Annotated in this window: 14 protein-coding genes; 4 read left to right on the top strand and 10 right to left on the bottom strand. The window is 35.6% G+C overall.

What is annotated here, in order from left to right:
- Positions 1 to 51: 51 nt before the first annotated feature.
- From LUA86_RS01910 to LUA86_RS01920, 3 genes are read right to left on the bottom strand one after another with little or no spacing between them, the layout of a single operon-like run.
- Positions 52 to 1,449: an O-antigen ligase gene (locus tag LUA86_RS01910; RefSeq protein WP_231458857.1), complete on the bottom strand. Its 1,398-nt coding sequence runs from the start codon at positions 1,447 to 1,449 to the stop codon at positions 52 to 54.
- Positions 1,446 to 2,366 carry a glycosyltransferase family 2 protein gene (locus LUA86_RS01915; RefSeq protein WP_231458858.1) on the bottom strand — a complete coding sequence of 307 codons (921 nt, stop codon included), beginning with the start codon at positions 2,364 to 2,366 and terminating at the stop codon, positions 1,446 to 1,448. The genes LUA86_RS01910 and LUA86_RS01915 overlap by 4 nt, the downstream gene beginning before the upstream one ends.
- Positions 2,359 to 3,621 (bottom strand): oligosaccharide flippase family protein, encoded by a 1,263-nt coding sequence (locus LUA86_RS01920; protein ID WP_231458859.1) that lies wholly within the window; start codon positions 3,619 to 3,621, stop codon positions 2,359 to 2,361. Before LUA86_RS01920 ends, LUA86_RS01915 begins: the two co-directional genes overlap by 8 nt.
- A gap of 201 nt (positions 3,622 to 3,822) precedes the next feature.
- Here LUA86_RS01920 and LUA86_RS01925 point away from each other — a divergent pair, with 201 nt between their 5' ends.
- Both LUA86_RS01925 and LUA86_RS01930 read left to right on the top strand, forming a co-directional pair.
- Positions 3,823 to 5,214: an undecaprenyl-phosphate glucose phosphotransferase gene (locus LUA86_RS01925; protein ID WP_231458860.1), complete on the top strand. Its 1,392-nt coding sequence runs from the start codon at positions 3,823 to 3,825 to the stop codon at positions 5,212 to 5,214.
- Positions 5,215 to 5,303: 89 nt separating this feature from the next.
- On the top strand, positions 5,304 to 6,911 hold the full coding sequence (locus LUA86_RS01930; protein ID WP_231458861.1) for a gliding motility protein RemB: 1,608 nt from the start codon (positions 5,304 to 5,306) through the stop codon (positions 6,909 to 6,911).
- Positions 6,912 to 6,986: 75 nt separating this feature from the next.
- Here LUA86_RS01930 and dxs read toward each other — a convergent pair whose 3' ends face one another.
- Entirely contained in the window at positions 6,987 to 8,915 is a 1,929-nt protein-coding gene (dxs, locus tag LUA86_RS01935) for a 1-deoxy-D-xylulose-5-phosphate synthase (RefSeq protein WP_231458862.1), read from the bottom strand.
- A 193-nt stretch (positions 8,916 to 9,108) separates the two neighbouring features.
- On the opposite strand from dxs, the gene LUA86_RS01940 reads away from it, so the two are divergent.
- Both LUA86_RS01940 and glyA read left to right on the top strand, forming a co-directional pair.
- Positions 9,109 to 9,852, top strand: a complete 744-nt coding sequence (locus LUA86_RS01940) for a ScpA family protein (RefSeq protein WP_231458863.1) — start codon at positions 9,109 to 9,111, stop codon at positions 9,850 to 9,852.
- Positions 9,853 to 9,915: 63 nt separating this feature from the next.
- Entirely contained in the window at positions 9,916 to 11,187 is a 1,272-nt protein-coding gene (glyA, locus tag LUA86_RS01945) for a serine hydroxymethyltransferase (protein ID WP_231458864.1), read from the top strand.
- Between the two features lie 275 nt (positions 11,188 to 11,462).
- Here the strand turns inward: glyA and LUA86_RS01950 are convergent, their stop codons facing one another.
- The 6 genes from LUA86_RS01950 to rluF form a co-directional block, all read right to left on the bottom strand.
- Positions 11,463 to 12,836, bottom strand: a complete 1,374-nt coding sequence (locus tag LUA86_RS01950) for a hypothetical protein (protein ID WP_231458865.1) — start codon at positions 12,834 to 12,836, stop codon at positions 11,463 to 11,465.
- 13 nt (positions 12,837 to 12,849) lie between these two features.
- On the bottom strand, positions 12,850 to 13,569 hold the full coding sequence (locus LUA86_RS01955; protein WP_231458866.1) for a ComF family protein: 720 nt from the start codon (positions 13,567 to 13,569) through the stop codon (positions 12,850 to 12,852).
- A gap of 211 nt (positions 13,570 to 13,780) precedes the next feature.
- Positions 13,781 to 14,842 carry a 23S rRNA (adenine(2503)-C(2))-methyltransferase RlmN gene (rlmN, locus tag LUA86_RS01960; RefSeq protein WP_231458867.1) on the bottom strand — a complete coding sequence of 354 codons (1,062 nt, stop codon included), beginning with the start codon at positions 14,840 to 14,842 and terminating at the stop codon, positions 13,781 to 13,783.
- A gap of 1 nt (position 14,843) precedes the next feature.
- Positions 14,844 to 15,125: a Txe/YoeB family addiction module toxin gene (locus LUA86_RS01965; protein ID WP_231458868.1), complete on the bottom strand. Its 282-nt coding sequence runs from the start codon at positions 15,123 to 15,125 to the stop codon at positions 14,844 to 14,846.
- Positions 15,107 to 15,346 (bottom strand): DUF2683 family protein, encoded by a 240-nt coding sequence (locus tag LUA86_RS01970; protein ID WP_231458869.1) that lies wholly within the window; start codon positions 15,344 to 15,346, stop codon positions 15,107 to 15,109. Before LUA86_RS01970 ends, LUA86_RS01965 begins: the two co-directional genes overlap by 19 nt.
- A 115-nt stretch (positions 15,347 to 15,461) precedes the next feature.
- On the bottom strand, positions 15,462 to 16,433 hold the full coding sequence (gene rluF, locus LUA86_RS01975; RefSeq protein WP_231458870.1) for a 23S rRNA pseudouridine(2604) synthase RluF: 972 nt from the start codon (positions 16,431 to 16,433) through the stop codon (positions 15,462 to 15,464).
- Positions 16,434 to 16,454: the final 21 nt, after the last annotated feature.

Consider the following 16,454-nt stretch of genomic DNA (forward strand, 5'->3'; position numbering starts at 1 on the left):
TGGGTTTTAAAGGCAAACTTAAAGAATAATATTAACACTCTGCCTTTTTCTTTAATCAAGCAATTCTTGTTGCTCATTTTGAATGGCCACTTTTGTAGAAATTATATTAACGAATAATCCTGACAGGAACCACATTAAATACGATGTATAAGATGATGTTTCTATCTCTGAAGTTAAGGATGGAATAATGAATCCAATTTTAATTAAAAGTATTGCCAGACAAATTTTCTTTTCTTTTCCTTCCAAACGGTAATACCATTTTATGCTTTCTTTAATTAGGCAGACATAAATTGTTAAATATAGGATTAGGGCAATTATTCCCGCCTGTACTCCAATAATAATGTATTGATTTTCCCCACCCACATTTTCACCAAGCGAACCACCAATTCTACCCGAAGAGCCTAAACCCAAACCTAATGGGCTGGAGGCAATCGCTAAAGCACCTTCAATCCACTCTACTACGTGGCCGACACTAGAGGGGTTACTAAAATTGATGGTATTCATAATTACCATTTGTAACCCATCATTTTGGTCTTGTTCTTTAACGAACAGGTAAATTACATAAATTGTGGCCAATAATGCTCCAACATGCACAGTGTGGTAAATGTATTTCTTTTTTGTAAATACAGAATACACATAAAGCAAAATGAAATAGCTTATAAATGCAGAACGTGAAAATGCAAAGATAATGCAGCATAGAGTTGCTGCTAATGCTATGTATCCAAAATTATCAAGTTTTAATTTGTACTTATCTGTAGTGTAAAGTGCGGCTAATACTGCCAGTGCAATAACAGTTGCTGATGCAAACTCTAAAGGGTTAGCAAAAAAACTGGCAAATCTTTTATAGCCACCTTCAGATTCGAATGTCCAGGTTAAGCCATAATTACCGCTCGGCTCAAAGTTAAAGAGGTAAAAATTATAATCAGCGTAGCCTGTTCGGGTTTGTAGATGCTGGTCTGTAATAACCTCGGTAAGTAAAACAGCTGCAGCCGCAATAGAAAGCAGTAGTATGTAATGAAAATATTTACTTATATAAATCTCTCCAGGCTTGTATAATCTGCCACAGAAATATACCAGCACGAAAAAGGATAATGTTTTAAAGGCCATTATTTTAGCACCAAATCCTTGTTCGCCAACAGGTAAAAAAGCATACAATAGTGTATAAATGAAAAATGCAATGATTAAATAATCAATATAATGGAGTTTTATTTTTGTTTTTAACTTAAAGATGCTAATGCCCAGCACAAGGATTACAAAAACTTCTTTAAGCGATTGTAATATTGGTATAAGACTTTTAAAACCTAAGGAGAAAGTGACAGAAAGAACGGTTGTGTAAATAGACAGTCCGAATATCAGAAATAGTATAAATCCGTCTTTTTTGCCCCTAACAATATCGCTTATGGCTAAAACAAATGCAAAAATATAAACTAACGGAAATATTGCTATCATACCCAGATTTCCTTTAATGGTGTAAAAAAGCCTTCTTTAAAGCCTTTTATCAGAAATTTTGCTTTTTGTTTTCTTCCTCGGATTATAAAATAAGTTAATAAAAAAGCATTATAAAAAGTTATTTGGACAGATATAAGTGGTAACAAAAATGGGTTAGCATAACGTCTTAGAAACCAAATCCTGTTTCTGCTGGTATAAAAGTGTATAATTGGGCTTAAAGTGCCCTCACTGGTTTTAGTTTTTTGTTGCCCCGAAACTCCGGCCTCATGGTAGATTTTGGTGGTGGGTAAATAGTCTAAAAGCCCTCCATTTTCTCTTAACCTGAAGGATAAATCAACATCCTCGTAATAAAGGAAGAATTTGCTATTGAATAAACCACATTGTTTTAGGGCCGAGTTTCTTATTAACAAGCAGCAACCGGTTAGCCATTCAACTTGTTCAGGGGTTTTTAGGCTTTGCCTCTCCTTTTGATTTTTTGAATAGGTATAACCTAAATATGGATTAAAAAACGAGCCGCCATTCCACAATTCATCTTTTTTGTATAGGTAATATATTGCTGGCTGCACAGCAACAGTTTTAGGGTTGTTTTCTAAATGATTAACTAAAGGACTTAAAAAATCTTCATCAACTTCGGTATCATTATTTAGTACCAGCGAATATTTGTAGCCATTTTGTATGCTATATTCGAGCAACTTATTATTGCCTTCGGCGAAACCCAAGTTAGCCTTATTGTTTATTATGGTAAGCTCGGGGAACTTAATTTTTAAAATTGAGATAGAGTCATCGGTGGAGCCGTTATCTGCAATGATTATATCAAAATCATCTGCCTTGCAGAATTTATTAACCGATAATATACAATTTATGGTGTGCTCCGGAGTATTCCAGTTTAATAATAGTATAGCAACGGATTTAGGCATTGAACGTATTAGATTTTTTGATTGCGTACTCGTACATAATTAGTGCGCAGCCATCTATAAGCACGGTATAAAGCCCAAACCAATTATGCAGGCCATTTGTAACCAATGTCCATGATGTTATTGCAGAGATGACCAACAACACAATCGCTATCCTGAATATGGCCAAAGTATTATTCTTTAGCAAAAGATCCAATACATTAAGCACATTAAGTGCCGCCAAAAACGGAACAAAAGCCATCAGTCTTAAAAAATTAATGGCATCCTGGTTATGCGCTCCAGATAGAAGGTGAACAATAAAGCCTGGCATAATAAATAAGGTTAGCGATAGTAGCAAAAACATTGCAGCTATCAGCTTGCTCATCTTGCCTTTATAAATTTTCCAGGCGTCGGTGCTTTCTGCAAAAATTTGGGCTGCTTTAGGGTAAATTGCATTTGAAACAGAAATAATTAATATTCTTGATGAACTTATCACCTTATCACATAGTGAATATGCGCCCAACCACAACGGCGTACCCCATTTGGCTAAGGCAAAAACCATCAGCGATTGCTGTAAGTGAACAGATATATTATTAATGGTTAGAAAAAAATTGTCTTTTGTGATTTTTAAAATACCACTTTTATCAGGTAGTTGAAAGTTAAGTCGGTAATTTTTTATTAAAAACAACAGCAGAATAGCATAAGTGGCAGTGCTTGCTAATCCAATAATAAAATTTACCCATTCGGAGTCTTCTGCGCCTCTTATAAAGATAATCACCCCTAAAATAATGAACACTTTAGAGATTAAATTTGCAATGTTATAAATTTTTAATTTTTCGGCACCTAAGAAAAAGAATAGCGGATTTAGCACTTCGGCCAAAACTATCGGTGTGGATAGAATGATAAAAGAATAATACTTTATCCGGGCCCATTGCAATATAAAAAGGAGTAATAGATATCCAATAAAAATTAAGATTCTAATCCACATTGTATTGCTAAAAACTTTATTTAATTCTATTTTATTTTTGGCGTAAGTGGCTACATCTCTAACACCGGATTGGTTTGTGCCATAATTGATAATTATAGAAGACAGGCCTGAAAAAGTATTGGCTAACATCACCATACCAAAGTTTTCAATACCTACAATTCTGGTAATAATAGGGTAAATGAGCAGTATTAGTAAAGTGTTTGAGATCTGAATGCTGCTCAAATTCAAAAAATTGGAAACAATTTTAGTTTCTTTTAATCCACTAATAAAATTTGTTAGAACTTGCTTCAAAACTTTTGGAAGATGTTTTGCAAATTTATAATAAATAAACATAATATGCCCAATTATAATGGTTTTGCCTGATTATGATAATTTGGCTTGTTTTTTGAGGTAAGGCGATTAAATTATTGAAAGCAATTGCGATGATTTTATAACAAACAAATAATCTGTTTCTTAAACCAGGGCTATATTTGGCAAAATTTTACCTCATAAATGATTGAAAGTAATAGTACTTATTTTAAGACAATAAGTATCCTTATAGATCTTCTTCTTGTAAACCTTTCAGGATATCTGGGATATGTGCTTGCTTATGGTACTTTTGGTATGTCGGATGGGAGAGGGATAAATTTTCTGCACATACTACTTATCAATTTCGTTTGGTTTAATGTAACTCAAATTACGCGTCTTTATCAAGATATGTTTGTTAAAGATGCTATTCCAACCATAAAGCAAGCCTTATGGAGTTTACTTTTCTTCGGCGCCATTATATTTTGCCTCGTTGTTTTTTTAAGAGATTTTAGTGTTTCCAAACAATTACTTATTTACGCCGGTATTCTTTTCGGGCCGCTATTTATTGCAGGTAAAATTGTCTTTTTACTTTTAAGGCGATCGAGCAGGGCTAAACTTATTAATTATAAAAAGGTTGTTATTGTAGGTGCAGGGCCGTTAGGCTTAGATTTAAAAAACCATCTTGAAAAAAATACACACCTCGGTTATAAAGTTATTGGTTTTTTTGATGATGATCCTGCCAAGCTCAATCAAAATCATGTAATTGGTAAGGTTGATGAATGCATAAGTTATGTAAAGGGAAGTAATGTTAATGAAATATATTGCGCCCTTCCGGATAGAGCCTTATCAAAAATCGATACGCTAATGCGCCAGGCTGATAAAGCCATGATTCGTTTTAAATTGGTTCCTGATGTTAAGGATTACTTCAAAAAAAATGTGATGGTTCAGTTGTATGGTCATTTGCCGGTACTTAGCCCACGTACGGAGCCATTGGAAATTTTAAGCAATCAAGTGTTAAAGAGATTATTTGATGTTATTTTTTCGTTATTGATTGTTGTTTTTATTATGAGCTGGCTTGTGCCTTTGATGGCCATACTGATAAAGTTAGAATCAAAAGGACCGGTGTTTTTTAAGCAATTAAGATCTGGTAAAGACAACCAGTCTTTTTACTGTTTAAAGTTTAGAAGCATGCAGGTTAACGGCGAAGCTGATACCAAACAGGCCACCCCTCAAGATTCGAGGGTTACCAAAATAGGAGCTTTTATGCGTAGAAACAGTATCGATGAAATGCCTCAATTTTTTAATGTTTTATTTGGGGAAATGTCTGTAGTAGGGCCAAGGCCTCACATGTTGCAACATACCGCCGAGTACTCTAAAATGATTGATCAGTTTATGGTTCGCCATTTTTTGCTTCCGGGTATTACAGGATGGGCTCAGGTGAATGGCTTTAGAGGAGAAACCCGCGAAGACGGCTCTATGGAAGAACGTGTTAAAGCGGACATCTGGTATCTCGAAAACTGGTCGCTTTTTCTTGATTTGAAAATTACTTTCTTAACCATTTGGCAGGTTATAGTTGGGCATAAAAAGGCTAATTAAAGCCTGCTATATTTCTAAAAATAAGCCTTGAACTTTAAAAACAAATTAATTTTACGTCCTTTGCGTAAATTTTATTAAAAATAATGTTGATGAAAAAACTTATACTATTCGTAATAATATGCCTTGGAGTAGGCAAATTAAATGCACAGTCACTTTACCAACCATACTCATTCCAGTTCTATCAGAAACTAAATCGCGAAGTTTATAATCCCGAAACTCGTTTCCATACCAGCTTAAAGCCATTTTTTATTGATGATAGTTTATTGGTTGAACATGGTAAACAGTTACTAAGCGTTGGGGTTGATTCGACAAGACACTCGTGGGTTGCTAGAAAGTTATTTAACGAACATCTAATTGATATACAAAAAGATGAATATACATTTTATGCAGATTTCCTCCCTGATTTCCAAATTGGCAAAGACTTCTCCGGAAAACAAAATACCTGGTTAAACACTCGTGGTTATCAAATTGGCGGTACAATTGGTAAAAAATTCTCTTTTTACACCAGCGGTTTCGAAAACCAGGGCAGGTTTGCAAAATATTATACTGATTATGCCAGAAGTATAAATGTTGTGCCAGGCCAATCTTACAACAGGGATTACGGCTCAAATGCTGGTAAAATGTCCTTAGATTGGTCATATGTTACCGCATTGATTTCATATACACAATCAAAGTATTTAAATGTAACTGCTGGTTACGATAAAAACTTTGTAGGCGATGGTTATCGTTCGATGCTTTTATCGGACGTATCTTCACCATATCCATTCTTAAAACTTACGGGAAACCTAGGAAGCGTTCAGTACACAGCAATTTGGGCGGCCTTACAAGATCCTAATGTAAGGAAGTTATCTTATGAGGCTGGAAACCGTAAAAAGGGTGGCGTTTTTCATTATTTAGATTGGAACGTTACCAATAGATTGTCAATAGGTTTCTTTGATTCTATTATTTGGGGCCAAACCGATGAGTTGGGCAATGAGAGAGGTTTTGACTGGGGTTATGCAAATCCAATTATCTTTTTGCGCCCGGTAGAGGCTTCAAGTGGTTCGCCGGATAATTCAATGATTGGATTAACCGGAAAGTATAAATTGTCAAAAGAACTAGTGGCTTACGGTCAGTTTTCATTAGACGAATTTGAAGCCAGCAATTTCTTCTCGAGCAATGGAAGCCCTCGTAATAAATATTCTTGGCAATTGGGTATAAGAGGTGGTGATTTGTTTAAAGTTGAAAACTTAAATTACTTGTTGGAGTACAATACCTCTAAACCTTATACTTACACTGGTCGCACGCAAATTGTTGCATACACAGCATATTCAGAGCCTTTGGCACATCGTTTAGGTACAAACTTTAGAGAAGTAATCGGTTTGGCTAATTACTCATGGAAAAGATTCGATTTTACCGGTCAGCTTATGTATGCTAAATATGGTTTATCCTTAAACGGACAAGATTATGGTAAAGATTTGAGTATTCCATATTCTGAAGCCATCAGACAAACGGGTAATTTTACGACTCAAGGATTAAGAACCGATTTATATTATGCCGAAGGTAGAGTTGCTTATATCATCAATCCTAAATATAACTTACGTTTTGAGTTAGGTGGTATTTATAGAAAGGAAACCAATAATTTAGGTTCAAATAATACCGGTATGCTTACCATTGGTTTAAGAAGCTCATTCAGAAATCTTTATACAGATTTTTAGAATACTAAACGTTACAAAAGAGCCCCATCAAATTAAATTTGATGGGGCTCTTTTTGTTTATATTGAAAATAAATTTTAGCCAACCATCGTATCGGTTATTCTTTTTTCGCTAACGCTTTTTACCGTTTTAATAATTGATGCTTTATCGTAACCACATTCTGCCCAAAGTTCTGGTTGTTCTCCGTGTTCAATAAATTCATCAGGAATACCTAATCGGATAACTCTAGCGCTATATTGATTATCAGCCATAAATTCTAAAATAGCCGAGCCTACGCCACCTTGTAAAGAACCATCTTCGATGGTGATAACATGTTTATATTTAGCAAAAACCTCGTGAAGCATTTCCTCATCCAAAGGCTTAACAAATCGTAAATCGTAATGTGCAGGATAATAACCTTCACTGTTTAGTTCGGTACAAGCCTCAACAGCAAAATTGCCTACATGGCCAATCGTTAAAAGTGCAACATCTTCCCCATCACAAATTTTTCTACCTTTACCAATTTCTAATGCTTTAAATGGTCGTTTCCAATCAGGCATTACACCATTTCCACGGGGATAACGAATTACGAAAGGTCCGGCATTTTCTTGTTGTGCCGTAAACATTAGGTTGCGCAATTCTTCTTCATTCATTGGCGATGATATGACCAGATTTGGTATACAACGCATAAATGAAATATCGTAGGCACCGTGGTGTGTTGCACCATCAGCGCCAGCTAAACCCGCTCTATCTAAACAAAAAATAACATTAAGCTTTTGGATGGCAACATCATGTATTACCTGATCATAAGCCCTTTGCATAAAGCTCGAATAAATATTGCAAAAAGGTACTAAACCTTGTGCAGCCAAACCTGCCGAAAAAGTAACGGCATGCTGTTCTGCAATCCCGACATCAAAAGCTCTTGTTGGCATTGCTTTCATCATAATGTTTAATGATGAGCCTGAAGGCATTGCAGGTGTTATCCCAACAATTTTATCATTTGCTTCAGCCAATTCTACCATTGTATGCCCGAAAACATCCTGATATTTTGGTGGCTGAGGCTTATCCGGGATGCTCCTTTTTATTTCTCCCGTAATTTTATCAAAAAGGCCTGGTGCGTGCCATTTAGTCTGGTCTTTTTCTGCTAAAGCAAAACCTTTACCTTTTACAGTAACGCAATGCAGTAATTTCGGACCCGGAATTTCTTTTAAATCTTTGATAATCGCTGCTAAACGCTTTACATCATGTCCATCAACCGGACCAAAATATCTAAAGTTCAGTGCTTCAAATAGGTTGCTTTGCTTAAGTAAAGTGCCTTTTATGCTTTTCTCAATCTTTTTAACATACTTATGTGCATTCGGGCCAAGTTTTGATAAACCTGTGAGCACGTGTGATATATCGTCGCGAAAGCGATTATAAGATTTTGATGTTGTTATACTTGTTAAATATTCTTTTAACGCACCAACATTCGGATCGATAGACATGCAGTTATCATTCAAAATAACTAAAACATTACTATTCTCAATACCAGCGTGGTTTAAACCTTCAAAAGCCAAACCTGCAGTCATGGCGCCATCACCAATAACGGCTACATGCTGTCTATCGGCTTCGCCTCTAATTTGAGAAGCTACAGCCATGCCTAATGCAGCAGATATAGATGTTGACGAGTGACCAACACCAAAGGTGTCATATTCACTTTCGCTAATTTTAGGGAACCCGCTAATTCCTTTATAGATACGGTTTGTATGGAATAAATCGCGTCTTCCTGTTAAGATTTTATGACCATAAGCCTGATGACCAACGTCCCATACCAACTTATCGTAAGGCGTATTTAAAGCATAGTGTAATGCAACAGTTAATTCGACAACACCAAGGCTGGCGCCGAAATGGCCACCATTCACACTCACAACATCAATAATGTATTGACGTAATTCCTGGCTTATTTGCTCTAAGTCAGCTTCGCTAAACTGCTTTAAATCTGCAGGATAGTTAATTTTAGATAATAGGGGGCCAGCTTTTACTTGCATTTAATATTTTGGGTAAAAAACAAGATACAAAGAAAGTGAATTTTGTGCTAATATTTTAGAAAAAAAAAGCGCAATACACACACAGGTTGTTTATATGTAAAAAAGTTAAAATTGAATACGTAAAGGGTTGATTTTGATAATTTAACATTCTGCATTAAATACTGATTTGATATTTTATTATGTTTGTTTGAGGATGCATGCAGAAAATTTTGAAATAAAGCTACCGGTATTCGAAGGTCCCTTCGATTTATTGCTGTTTTTTATAGAACGTGATGAACTTAATATTCAGGATATCGAAATTGCTAAAATTACAAACGATTTCCTTGCTTACATACATCAGTTATTGGCTTTAAATGTAGAGCTTGCCAGCGAATTTATTCTGGTTGCGGCAACTTTAATGCGCATAAAATCTAAAATGCTTCTTCCCCGTATTGAAGTTGATGATGTGGGTAATGAAGTTAATCCTGAGCAGGATTTAATTGCCCGGTTAATTGCTTACAAACAATTTAAATCAGTTTCTGAAGAATTAAAACGCTTTGAAGATTTAAGGATGCAACAAGAGCGAAGAGGAAATATTGAATATGATTTATCTATAGCCGCAGAATCTTCAGCCCATCAGGATGAACTACTTTCGCTGGATTTATATAAACTTTTGATGGTTTATCATCGTAGCATGCAAAAGTACGACTTGCGGAGCCAGGAGGTAAAGCATACGGTGATTCAGTATCCATATACTATTGAGCATCAAAAGCATTTCATTGCCAATCTTTTAGACATCAATAAACAGATTGATTTTGCGATGGTGCTCAAAAACTCGGAAAACAAGGTTCACTTTGTTTATAATTTTCTTGCCATTTTAGAAATGTTGCAACAACAAATCATTGAAATAAACATAGGCAACGGCTTTAATAATTTTAATGTAAAAGCAATGGCTTAATTGAGCCATATTTAACATGTAATTGCGTACTTTTGCCAAAAAAATAACAAACCTATTTTACGGATGAAACGTGATAACCAAATCTTTGAACTTATTGATAAGGAATTAAACCGCCAGGAGCACGGTTTAGAGCTTATTGCATCAGAAAACTTTGTAAGCAAGCAGGTTATGGAAGCTGCAGGCTCGGTATTAACCAATAAATATGCTGAAGGCTTACCGGGAAAGCGCTATTATGGCGGTTGTCAGGTTGTTGATGTTGTTGAGCAAATTGCTATTGATAGAGCCAAAGAATTATTTGGAGCGGCATGGGTTAACGTTCAGCCACATTCAGGTGCACAGGCTAACGCGGCGGTAATGCTTGCGGTTATTCAACCTGGCGATAAAATTTTGGGTTTCGATTTATCGCATGGCGGTCACTTAACACATGGTTCTCCGGTAAATTTTTCTGGTAAGTTATATCAACCATTTTTTTATGGTGTTGATAAAGAAACCGGCTTAATCGATTATAAAAAACTCGAAGAGGTTGCGTTGGCGGAGAAGCCAAAATTAATTATTTGCGGTGCTTCTGCTTACTCACGTGAGTGGGATTATGCTTTCATACGTGCTGTAGCTGATAAAGTTGGCGCTTTGGTATTGGCAGATATATCACATCCGGCAGGTTTAATTGCTAAAGGTTTATTGGCAAATCCGCTTCCGCATTGCCATATTGTAACCACAACTACGCACAAAACTTTACGTGGCCCGCGTGGTGGTATGATTATGATGGGTAAAGATTTTGAAAACCCATGGGGATTAAAAACGCCAAAAGGTGAAACCCGTATGATGAGTAATTTGCTAGATATGGCTGTTTTTCCGGGTACTCAAGGTGGTCCATTAGAACATATTATTGCAGCAAAAGCAATTGCCTTTGGCGAAGCTTTAAGTGATGAGTATGGAACTTACATTAAACAGGTTGCTGCAAATGCACAGGCAATGGCTAAAGCTTTTGTTGCTAAAGGTTACGGAATTATTTCTGGTGGAACCGATAATCACTTGATGTTAATCGACTTAAGAAATAAAAACATTACCGGTAAACTTGCCGAGAATGCTTTAGAAAAAGCGGAAATTACGGTAAATAAGAACATGGTTCCTTTTGATGATAAATCGCCATTTGTTACCTCAGGTATTCGTGTAGGTACTGCTGCAATTACAACCCGTGGTTTAAAAGAAGCAGAGATGGAAAAAATTGTTGATTTAATCGATCAGGTTTTAACAAATCCTGAAGATGAAGCTAATTTAAATACAGTGAAAGCCGAAGTTATTAAATTGGTAAGTGCATTTCCACTTTACAAATAATACAAAACCTTTTAAGGTTTAAGCAAAAAGCGCTTTACATTATTTTGTAAGGCGCTTTTGTTTTAAATAATTGCACTGAAAAAATCTTCCTGATTTAATCAATAGATATTATTTTGGTAAATCGTATTGATAATCCTTTAATCTAAAAAATCCGGAGCTAAAAAAGTAAAGGGCCGATATTCTATAAAAGAAGTATCGACCCTTACCATCTAAATTAACGCTCTCGATAATATAAACACAGTCGCAATAAATTTGTTTTCAGAGATATGAAAAATTTATTTTTTTTCATAACAACCTAAAGATGAAGGGAAAATTCTTATTTCACCTTTCAAATCTTTTGATAGATAAGTTGTGTAGAAGTTATCTGCTGATAGGTTTAAACCTTTTGATGCAGCCGGACTGCCAAAAGATAATTCAAAATTTTCTTTTGTTGCGGATGTAAACAATGGGTCGCTATTTGTAATGTTATTATTGCTTGGATACGGGTTACTGCTTTTTATTAAATTATTAAACAGGCTGATTTCACTCGTAGCATTCGTCTTTTTTTGAATGTCTAATTCGTTATTTAAGCTGCCCCATATAATATTATTAGTGAGGTTTAATTGCAGCTTATTGTAAGAAGTTAACGATATGTAATCTGAGAAAGTTAGCGCTGCATTCTTTCTGGGGAAACGAGGATTAAAACCCGCAAATGTATTTTGTTTTAGGTTGTAATTGCCGCCTCCAACGGCATAGATAATGTAGTTGCCGCAGTTGTACATTAAATTGTTAAAGGCCAATAATTCTGAGTGGTAACCAATATAAGCCGCAACCTGCATGTTTTTAATAATGGAATTGACGACGATTAATTTGGGTTCTGACGTGTTAGATAGCGAATCTGATGAAATCCCCACAGATGCATTTTTCAGGATGGTATGATTTATTATGCTACTGCCAGAACGTTTTAAATAAATGCCTTTCCATTGTCCGGGTTCGTTAGCATAAATATCCTCTAATCTATCGCCAGAGAATATTATCGGTTCGGTTACAGAACCACTTGCATATAATTTTCCATCAACGTTCATTACAGCATCTTTATGGAAATAAACTTTGGTGCCCGGTCTTATTTCTAAAATACCACTGCTACTTATGGTAATGGAACCATTAATAATGTAGGGTAAGTTTTTATTCCAGACTGTACTTCTATTAATTACTTCGTTATTTATAAAAACCGCATTTTGGCCGTAAGCAAGTAATTGAATGGCTTGTCGGTTTCCGTTTGACTGCAATATAATCGAATCCTGAATAAGGAAAGGGTTTGTTCTCGAATCGGGGTTTATGTTTACTTTAATAAAAATATTTAAAGAATCCTGACCATTAATTTTGAGGTTGGTTCTGCTACTGGTATTTTCGCCGTTAATATTTAGGCTAAAAGAAGAAGCATTACCACCTGCAAGTGCAATGTCTGAGATATTAATTGCTTCGCTATTTCTGTTTATTATTTTAACGGTTTTTGTAATTGAACCTATGGATGTAAATAGGGTGTCGAATAATATAGCATCGCTGGATAGCGCTAGTTTTGCATTCGGGTCAGTTGTAATGTGTTCATCTTTTCTGCAAGAAGAAATAAAAATTAAAAAGATTAAACTGTATAATATAACCGAACGCATAACTCAAATATAATTATTCTGCAAATGCTAAAGCCGCAATACTCACTTTTTCTGCACCATTCTCTAAAAGTGTATTTGCACAAGCTTCTAAAGTAGCACCTGTGGTAATTACATCATCAATTAATAAAATATGCTTGCCTTTAATTAACTCCTGATATGCAATTCCGAAAACATCTTTCATGTTTTCGTATCTATTATAACGACTTTTTTTGGTCTGGCTTTCTGTTGATGTATTTCTGACTAAAATCTTTTCATCCAAAGGGATGTTCATTTTTTCTGCCACACCTTCTGCAATAAATGAGCTCTGGTTATAACCGCGGATACGAAGTTTCTTTCGATGTAACGGAACCGGAATAATTAAATCGATATTTTGATAAAGCGGACTGCTACTTAATCGTTCACCGAGTATGCCGCCCAATAAAACACCTATTTCTGTTTTATTATTGTATTTTAAGCTATGGATTAGGTTTTGAACTTTTGCGCCTTTTCTAAAATAAAGCATTGCCATGGCAGCATGAATGGGTAATCTGCCCCATAATTGTTTGGCTACACGGTTTTCATCGTGGATATGATAATCTGTGTAAGGCAAATCATAAAAACAGCGTGTGCAAATTAAGTGTTCGTTTTGAAATAGCGATGTACCACATGCATTGCAAAGGTTAGGAAACAACAAGCCAATTAAATCAGAGCTCCATTGGCTTAGCCACCATTTATTTAATTTGAGTGCTTCCATTATTAATCATTTAACTAAATATAAGGTTTCTTTAGATAAATTGATGTGATGATATATTTCTAGGCTTTTGGCAACCCAAAATAGTAGCAATTGCAGCTGTAATTAAACCTGATGGAAATGACAGCGCCCGTTTTTCTTCGAAAAAACGGGACTAAAATGTACAGCAGGACAGCACTATAATTTTTGAACTGTTTGTGCTTTTCAAAAAAAATTAAGCTTTTGCTTCTTCCTTAACGGCTAATTGTCCGCAGGCAGCATCGATATCTTTGCCTCGGCTACGGCGAATATTTGTATTTATGCCCTGACTTTTTAAATAGTTGGAAAAGGCATCGATTTTATCTCCATCGGCATTTGTAAAATCAGCAAATGAAATTGGATTATATTCGATAAGGTTTACCTTGCAGGGGATATGCTTGCAGAATTTCGCAAGTTCCATAGCATCCGCAATTTCATCGTTAAAATCGTTAAAAACGATGTACTCGTAAGTAACGGGGTTTTTGGTTTTAGAGAAATAATATTTTAAAGCTTCGGCTAAAGATTGTAAGGAATTGGCCTCGTTAATAGGCATTATTTCGTTACGCTTTTTATCGTTTGCCGCGTGTAATGAGAGTGCCAGATTAAATTTCGCACCATCATCACCAAGTTTTTTAATCATTTTGGCAATACCGGCAGTAGAAACGGTAATGCGTTTATAACTCATATTTAAACCATCGGGTGCGGTTATGCGTTCGATTGATTTTAGTACGTTGGCATAGTTAAGCAAGGGTTCGCCCATACCCATATACACGATATTTGTAAGTGGATTATTGTAGTTTTGTTTAGCTTGTTTATCAATTAGAACAACCTGATCGTAAATTTCATCGGCATTTAAATTGCGTTTGCGTTCCATGTAACCTGTTGCACAAAATTTACAAGTTAAACTACAACCCACCTGAGAGCTTACACAAGCCGTCATACGGTCTTCAAGCGGAATTAAAACGCCTTCAACGATGTTTCCATCTGCTAAACGAAAAGTATTCTTTATCGTATAATCGTTGCTGAACTGCGAATTATTAACCTGAACAGCATTTATGGTGAAGCTTTCATTTAATGCTTTGCGTAAATCTTTAGAAAGATTACTCATGTCATCAAATGTGGTAACCGATTTCTCCCACAACCACTGGTAAATTTGCTTAGCCCTGAATGCAGGTTGTTGCATTGCCGTTAAATGTTGCTGTAGTTGTAGCAGATTTAAGGATCGGATATCGATTTTTTTAATTAATTGTTCTAACATTTTATTTATCACCATAGTGACCGGTAGCGGCTACAATGAAAACGGTGATTATGTTTTCATCTACTCTATAAATTAATCGATCTTTTTGGTTTATTTTTCTCGACCAAAAATTTGATAGATTGTATTTCAAAGCCTCTGGGTTTCCAACCCCATTATATGGGTGGGATTTAAGTTCTTCGAAAATTTGATTTATTCTTTTAATTGATGCTTTATCTCCTGATTTAAGATGCAGTTTAATTTTCTTTTCAGCTAATTTATCTAAAACTATTGAATATTTTCCCATAACGATTTCGTTGGGTCCAGCGTTTTAACATTGCCTTTTTTGATAGACTCTTCTGCTTTTTCTATTGCATTAACCATATCAATGCCGTATAAATTTATCGTTTTCTCACGCTCTGTTAGTTCCCGCTCTTCTTTTTTAAACGGAACCTTCAAAGCTTTTGCGATTGCTTTCAAAGCAGCTAATTGCTCTTTGGTTTCAGGGTGCATAATTAATGTTTCCATAGCTTAAATATTAAATTCTGGCTGAGAATAGCACAAAGGTACTTAAAAAGGCTTTATGCATGAAGTATATTCCTAAAAGACTATAAATCAGCAGGTAATTTTACAATTTATTGGTTTATCTGCCCCTTTGCCGCGTGTTGGTTTTAGCAGAAGATTTACCTTTTGCAGGGCGTGAGTTTCGGTTTGAGCCTGGGCCTTTCTGACCTGGTTTAGCTGACGAATGGGCAGATTGTTTTTTACCACCCGATTTTTGAGCAGGCTTAGATGGTTTAAAGTTTTTTGTTCGTTCTTCCTTTAATTCTGGAATTTCCTCCCATGAGTTGTTTTGTTTTTTAGGTTTGGATGCAGGTTTAGGTTTGGCCTCTGACGAAGACTTTTCTACACTTTTCATCATCGTTTCCATTTCCGCTTCCGTAAATTCTCTAAACTCTCCTGTTGGGATGCCTTTCAAATTGATGTTCATAATTCGGGTACGCTCCAGCTTGGTTACTTCATAACCAAAATGCTCGCACATTCTGCGAATTTGCCTGTTTAAACCCTGAATTAGAATGATATTGAAGGAGAAAGTTGTAAGTTGCCGTACTTTACATTTTCTGGTATTTACACCCAAAATGGGTACGCCATTACTCATTTCGAAAATAAAATCTTCGGTAATTGGCTTATTCACTGTAACTACATATTCTTTTTCGTGGTTATTGCCTGCACGAAGAATTTTATTTACAATGTCGCCATTATTGGTTAAAAAAATTAATCCTGATGAATCTTTATCTAGCCTGCCGATTGGGAAAATACGCTCGCTATAGTTAACGTAATCTACAATATTATCCCTAACACTGCTTTCGGTTGTACTGGTAATGCCAACAGGTTTATTAAATGCCAAAAGAACAAAGTTACTTTCTTCTTTTGGTTCGATGTTGTGCCCGTTAACCATTACTCTATCTCCGGCTAAAACCTGATCGCCAATTTTGGCTCGCTTGCCGTTGATGAAAACATTTCCACGTTCTATAAATCTATCCGCCTCGCGACGAGAACATAATCCGCTTTCGCTTATAAATTTATTTAACCGGGTTGCAGAAGTGTTTTTCATGCTGCAATTTTACGGAAATAA

The organism is Pedobacter sp. Leaf132 (assembly GCF_920984695.1).
GTDB lineage: Bacteria > Bacteroidota > Bacteroidia > Sphingobacteriales > Sphingobacteriaceae > Pedobacter.

Bases quoted from the DNA above. Each gene is read 5' to 3' on its own strand.
- LUA86_RS01910 (WP_231458857.1), bottom strand. From the start codon at position 1,449: ATGATAGCAATATTTCCGTTAGTTTATATTTTTGCATTTGTTTTAGCC.
- LUA86_RS01950 (WP_231458865.1), bottom strand. From the start codon at position 12,836: ATGCGTTCGGTTATATTATACAGTTTAATCTTTTTAATTTTTATTTCT.
- LUA86_RS01955 (WP_231458866.1), bottom strand. From the start codon at position 13,569: ATGGAAGCACTCAAATTAAATAAATGGTGGCTAAGCCAATGGAGCTCT.
- LUA86_RS01965 (WP_231458868.1), bottom strand. From the start codon at position 15,125: ATGGGAAAATATTCAATAGTTTTAGATAAATTAGCTGAAAAGAAAATT.
- dxs (WP_231458862.1), bottom strand. From the start codon at position 8,915: ATGCAAGTAAAAGCTGGCCCCCTATTATCTAAAATTAACTATCCTGCA.
- LUA86_RS01940 (WP_231458863.1), top strand. From the start codon at position 9,109: ATGCATGCAGAAAATTTTGAAATAAAGCTACCGGTATTCGAAGGTCCC.
- LUA86_RS01925 (WP_231458860.1), top strand. From the start codon at position 3,823: ATGATTGAAAGTAATAGTACTTATTTTAAGACAATAAGTATCCTTATA.
- rlmN (WP_231458867.1), bottom strand. From the start codon at position 14,842: ATGTTAGAACAATTAATTAAAAAAATCGATATCCGATCCTTAAATCTG.
- glyA (WP_231458864.1), top strand. From the start codon at position 9,916: ATGAAACGTGATAACCAAATCTTTGAACTTATTGATAAGGAATTAAAC.
- LUA86_RS01915 (WP_231458858.1), bottom strand. From the start codon at position 2,366: ATGCCTAAATCCGTTGCTATACTATTATTAAACTGGAATACTCCGGAG.
- rluF (WP_231458870.1), bottom strand. From the start codon at position 16,433: ATGAAAAACACTTCTGCAACCCGGTTAAATAAATTTATAAGCGAAAGC.
- LUA86_RS01970 (WP_231458869.1), bottom strand. From the start codon at position 15,346: ATGGAAACATTAATTATGCACCCTGAAACCAAAGAGCAATTAGCTGCT.
- LUA86_RS01930 (WP_231458861.1), top strand. From the start codon at position 5,304: ATGAAAAAACTTATACTATTCGTAATAATATGCCTTGGAGTAGGCAAA.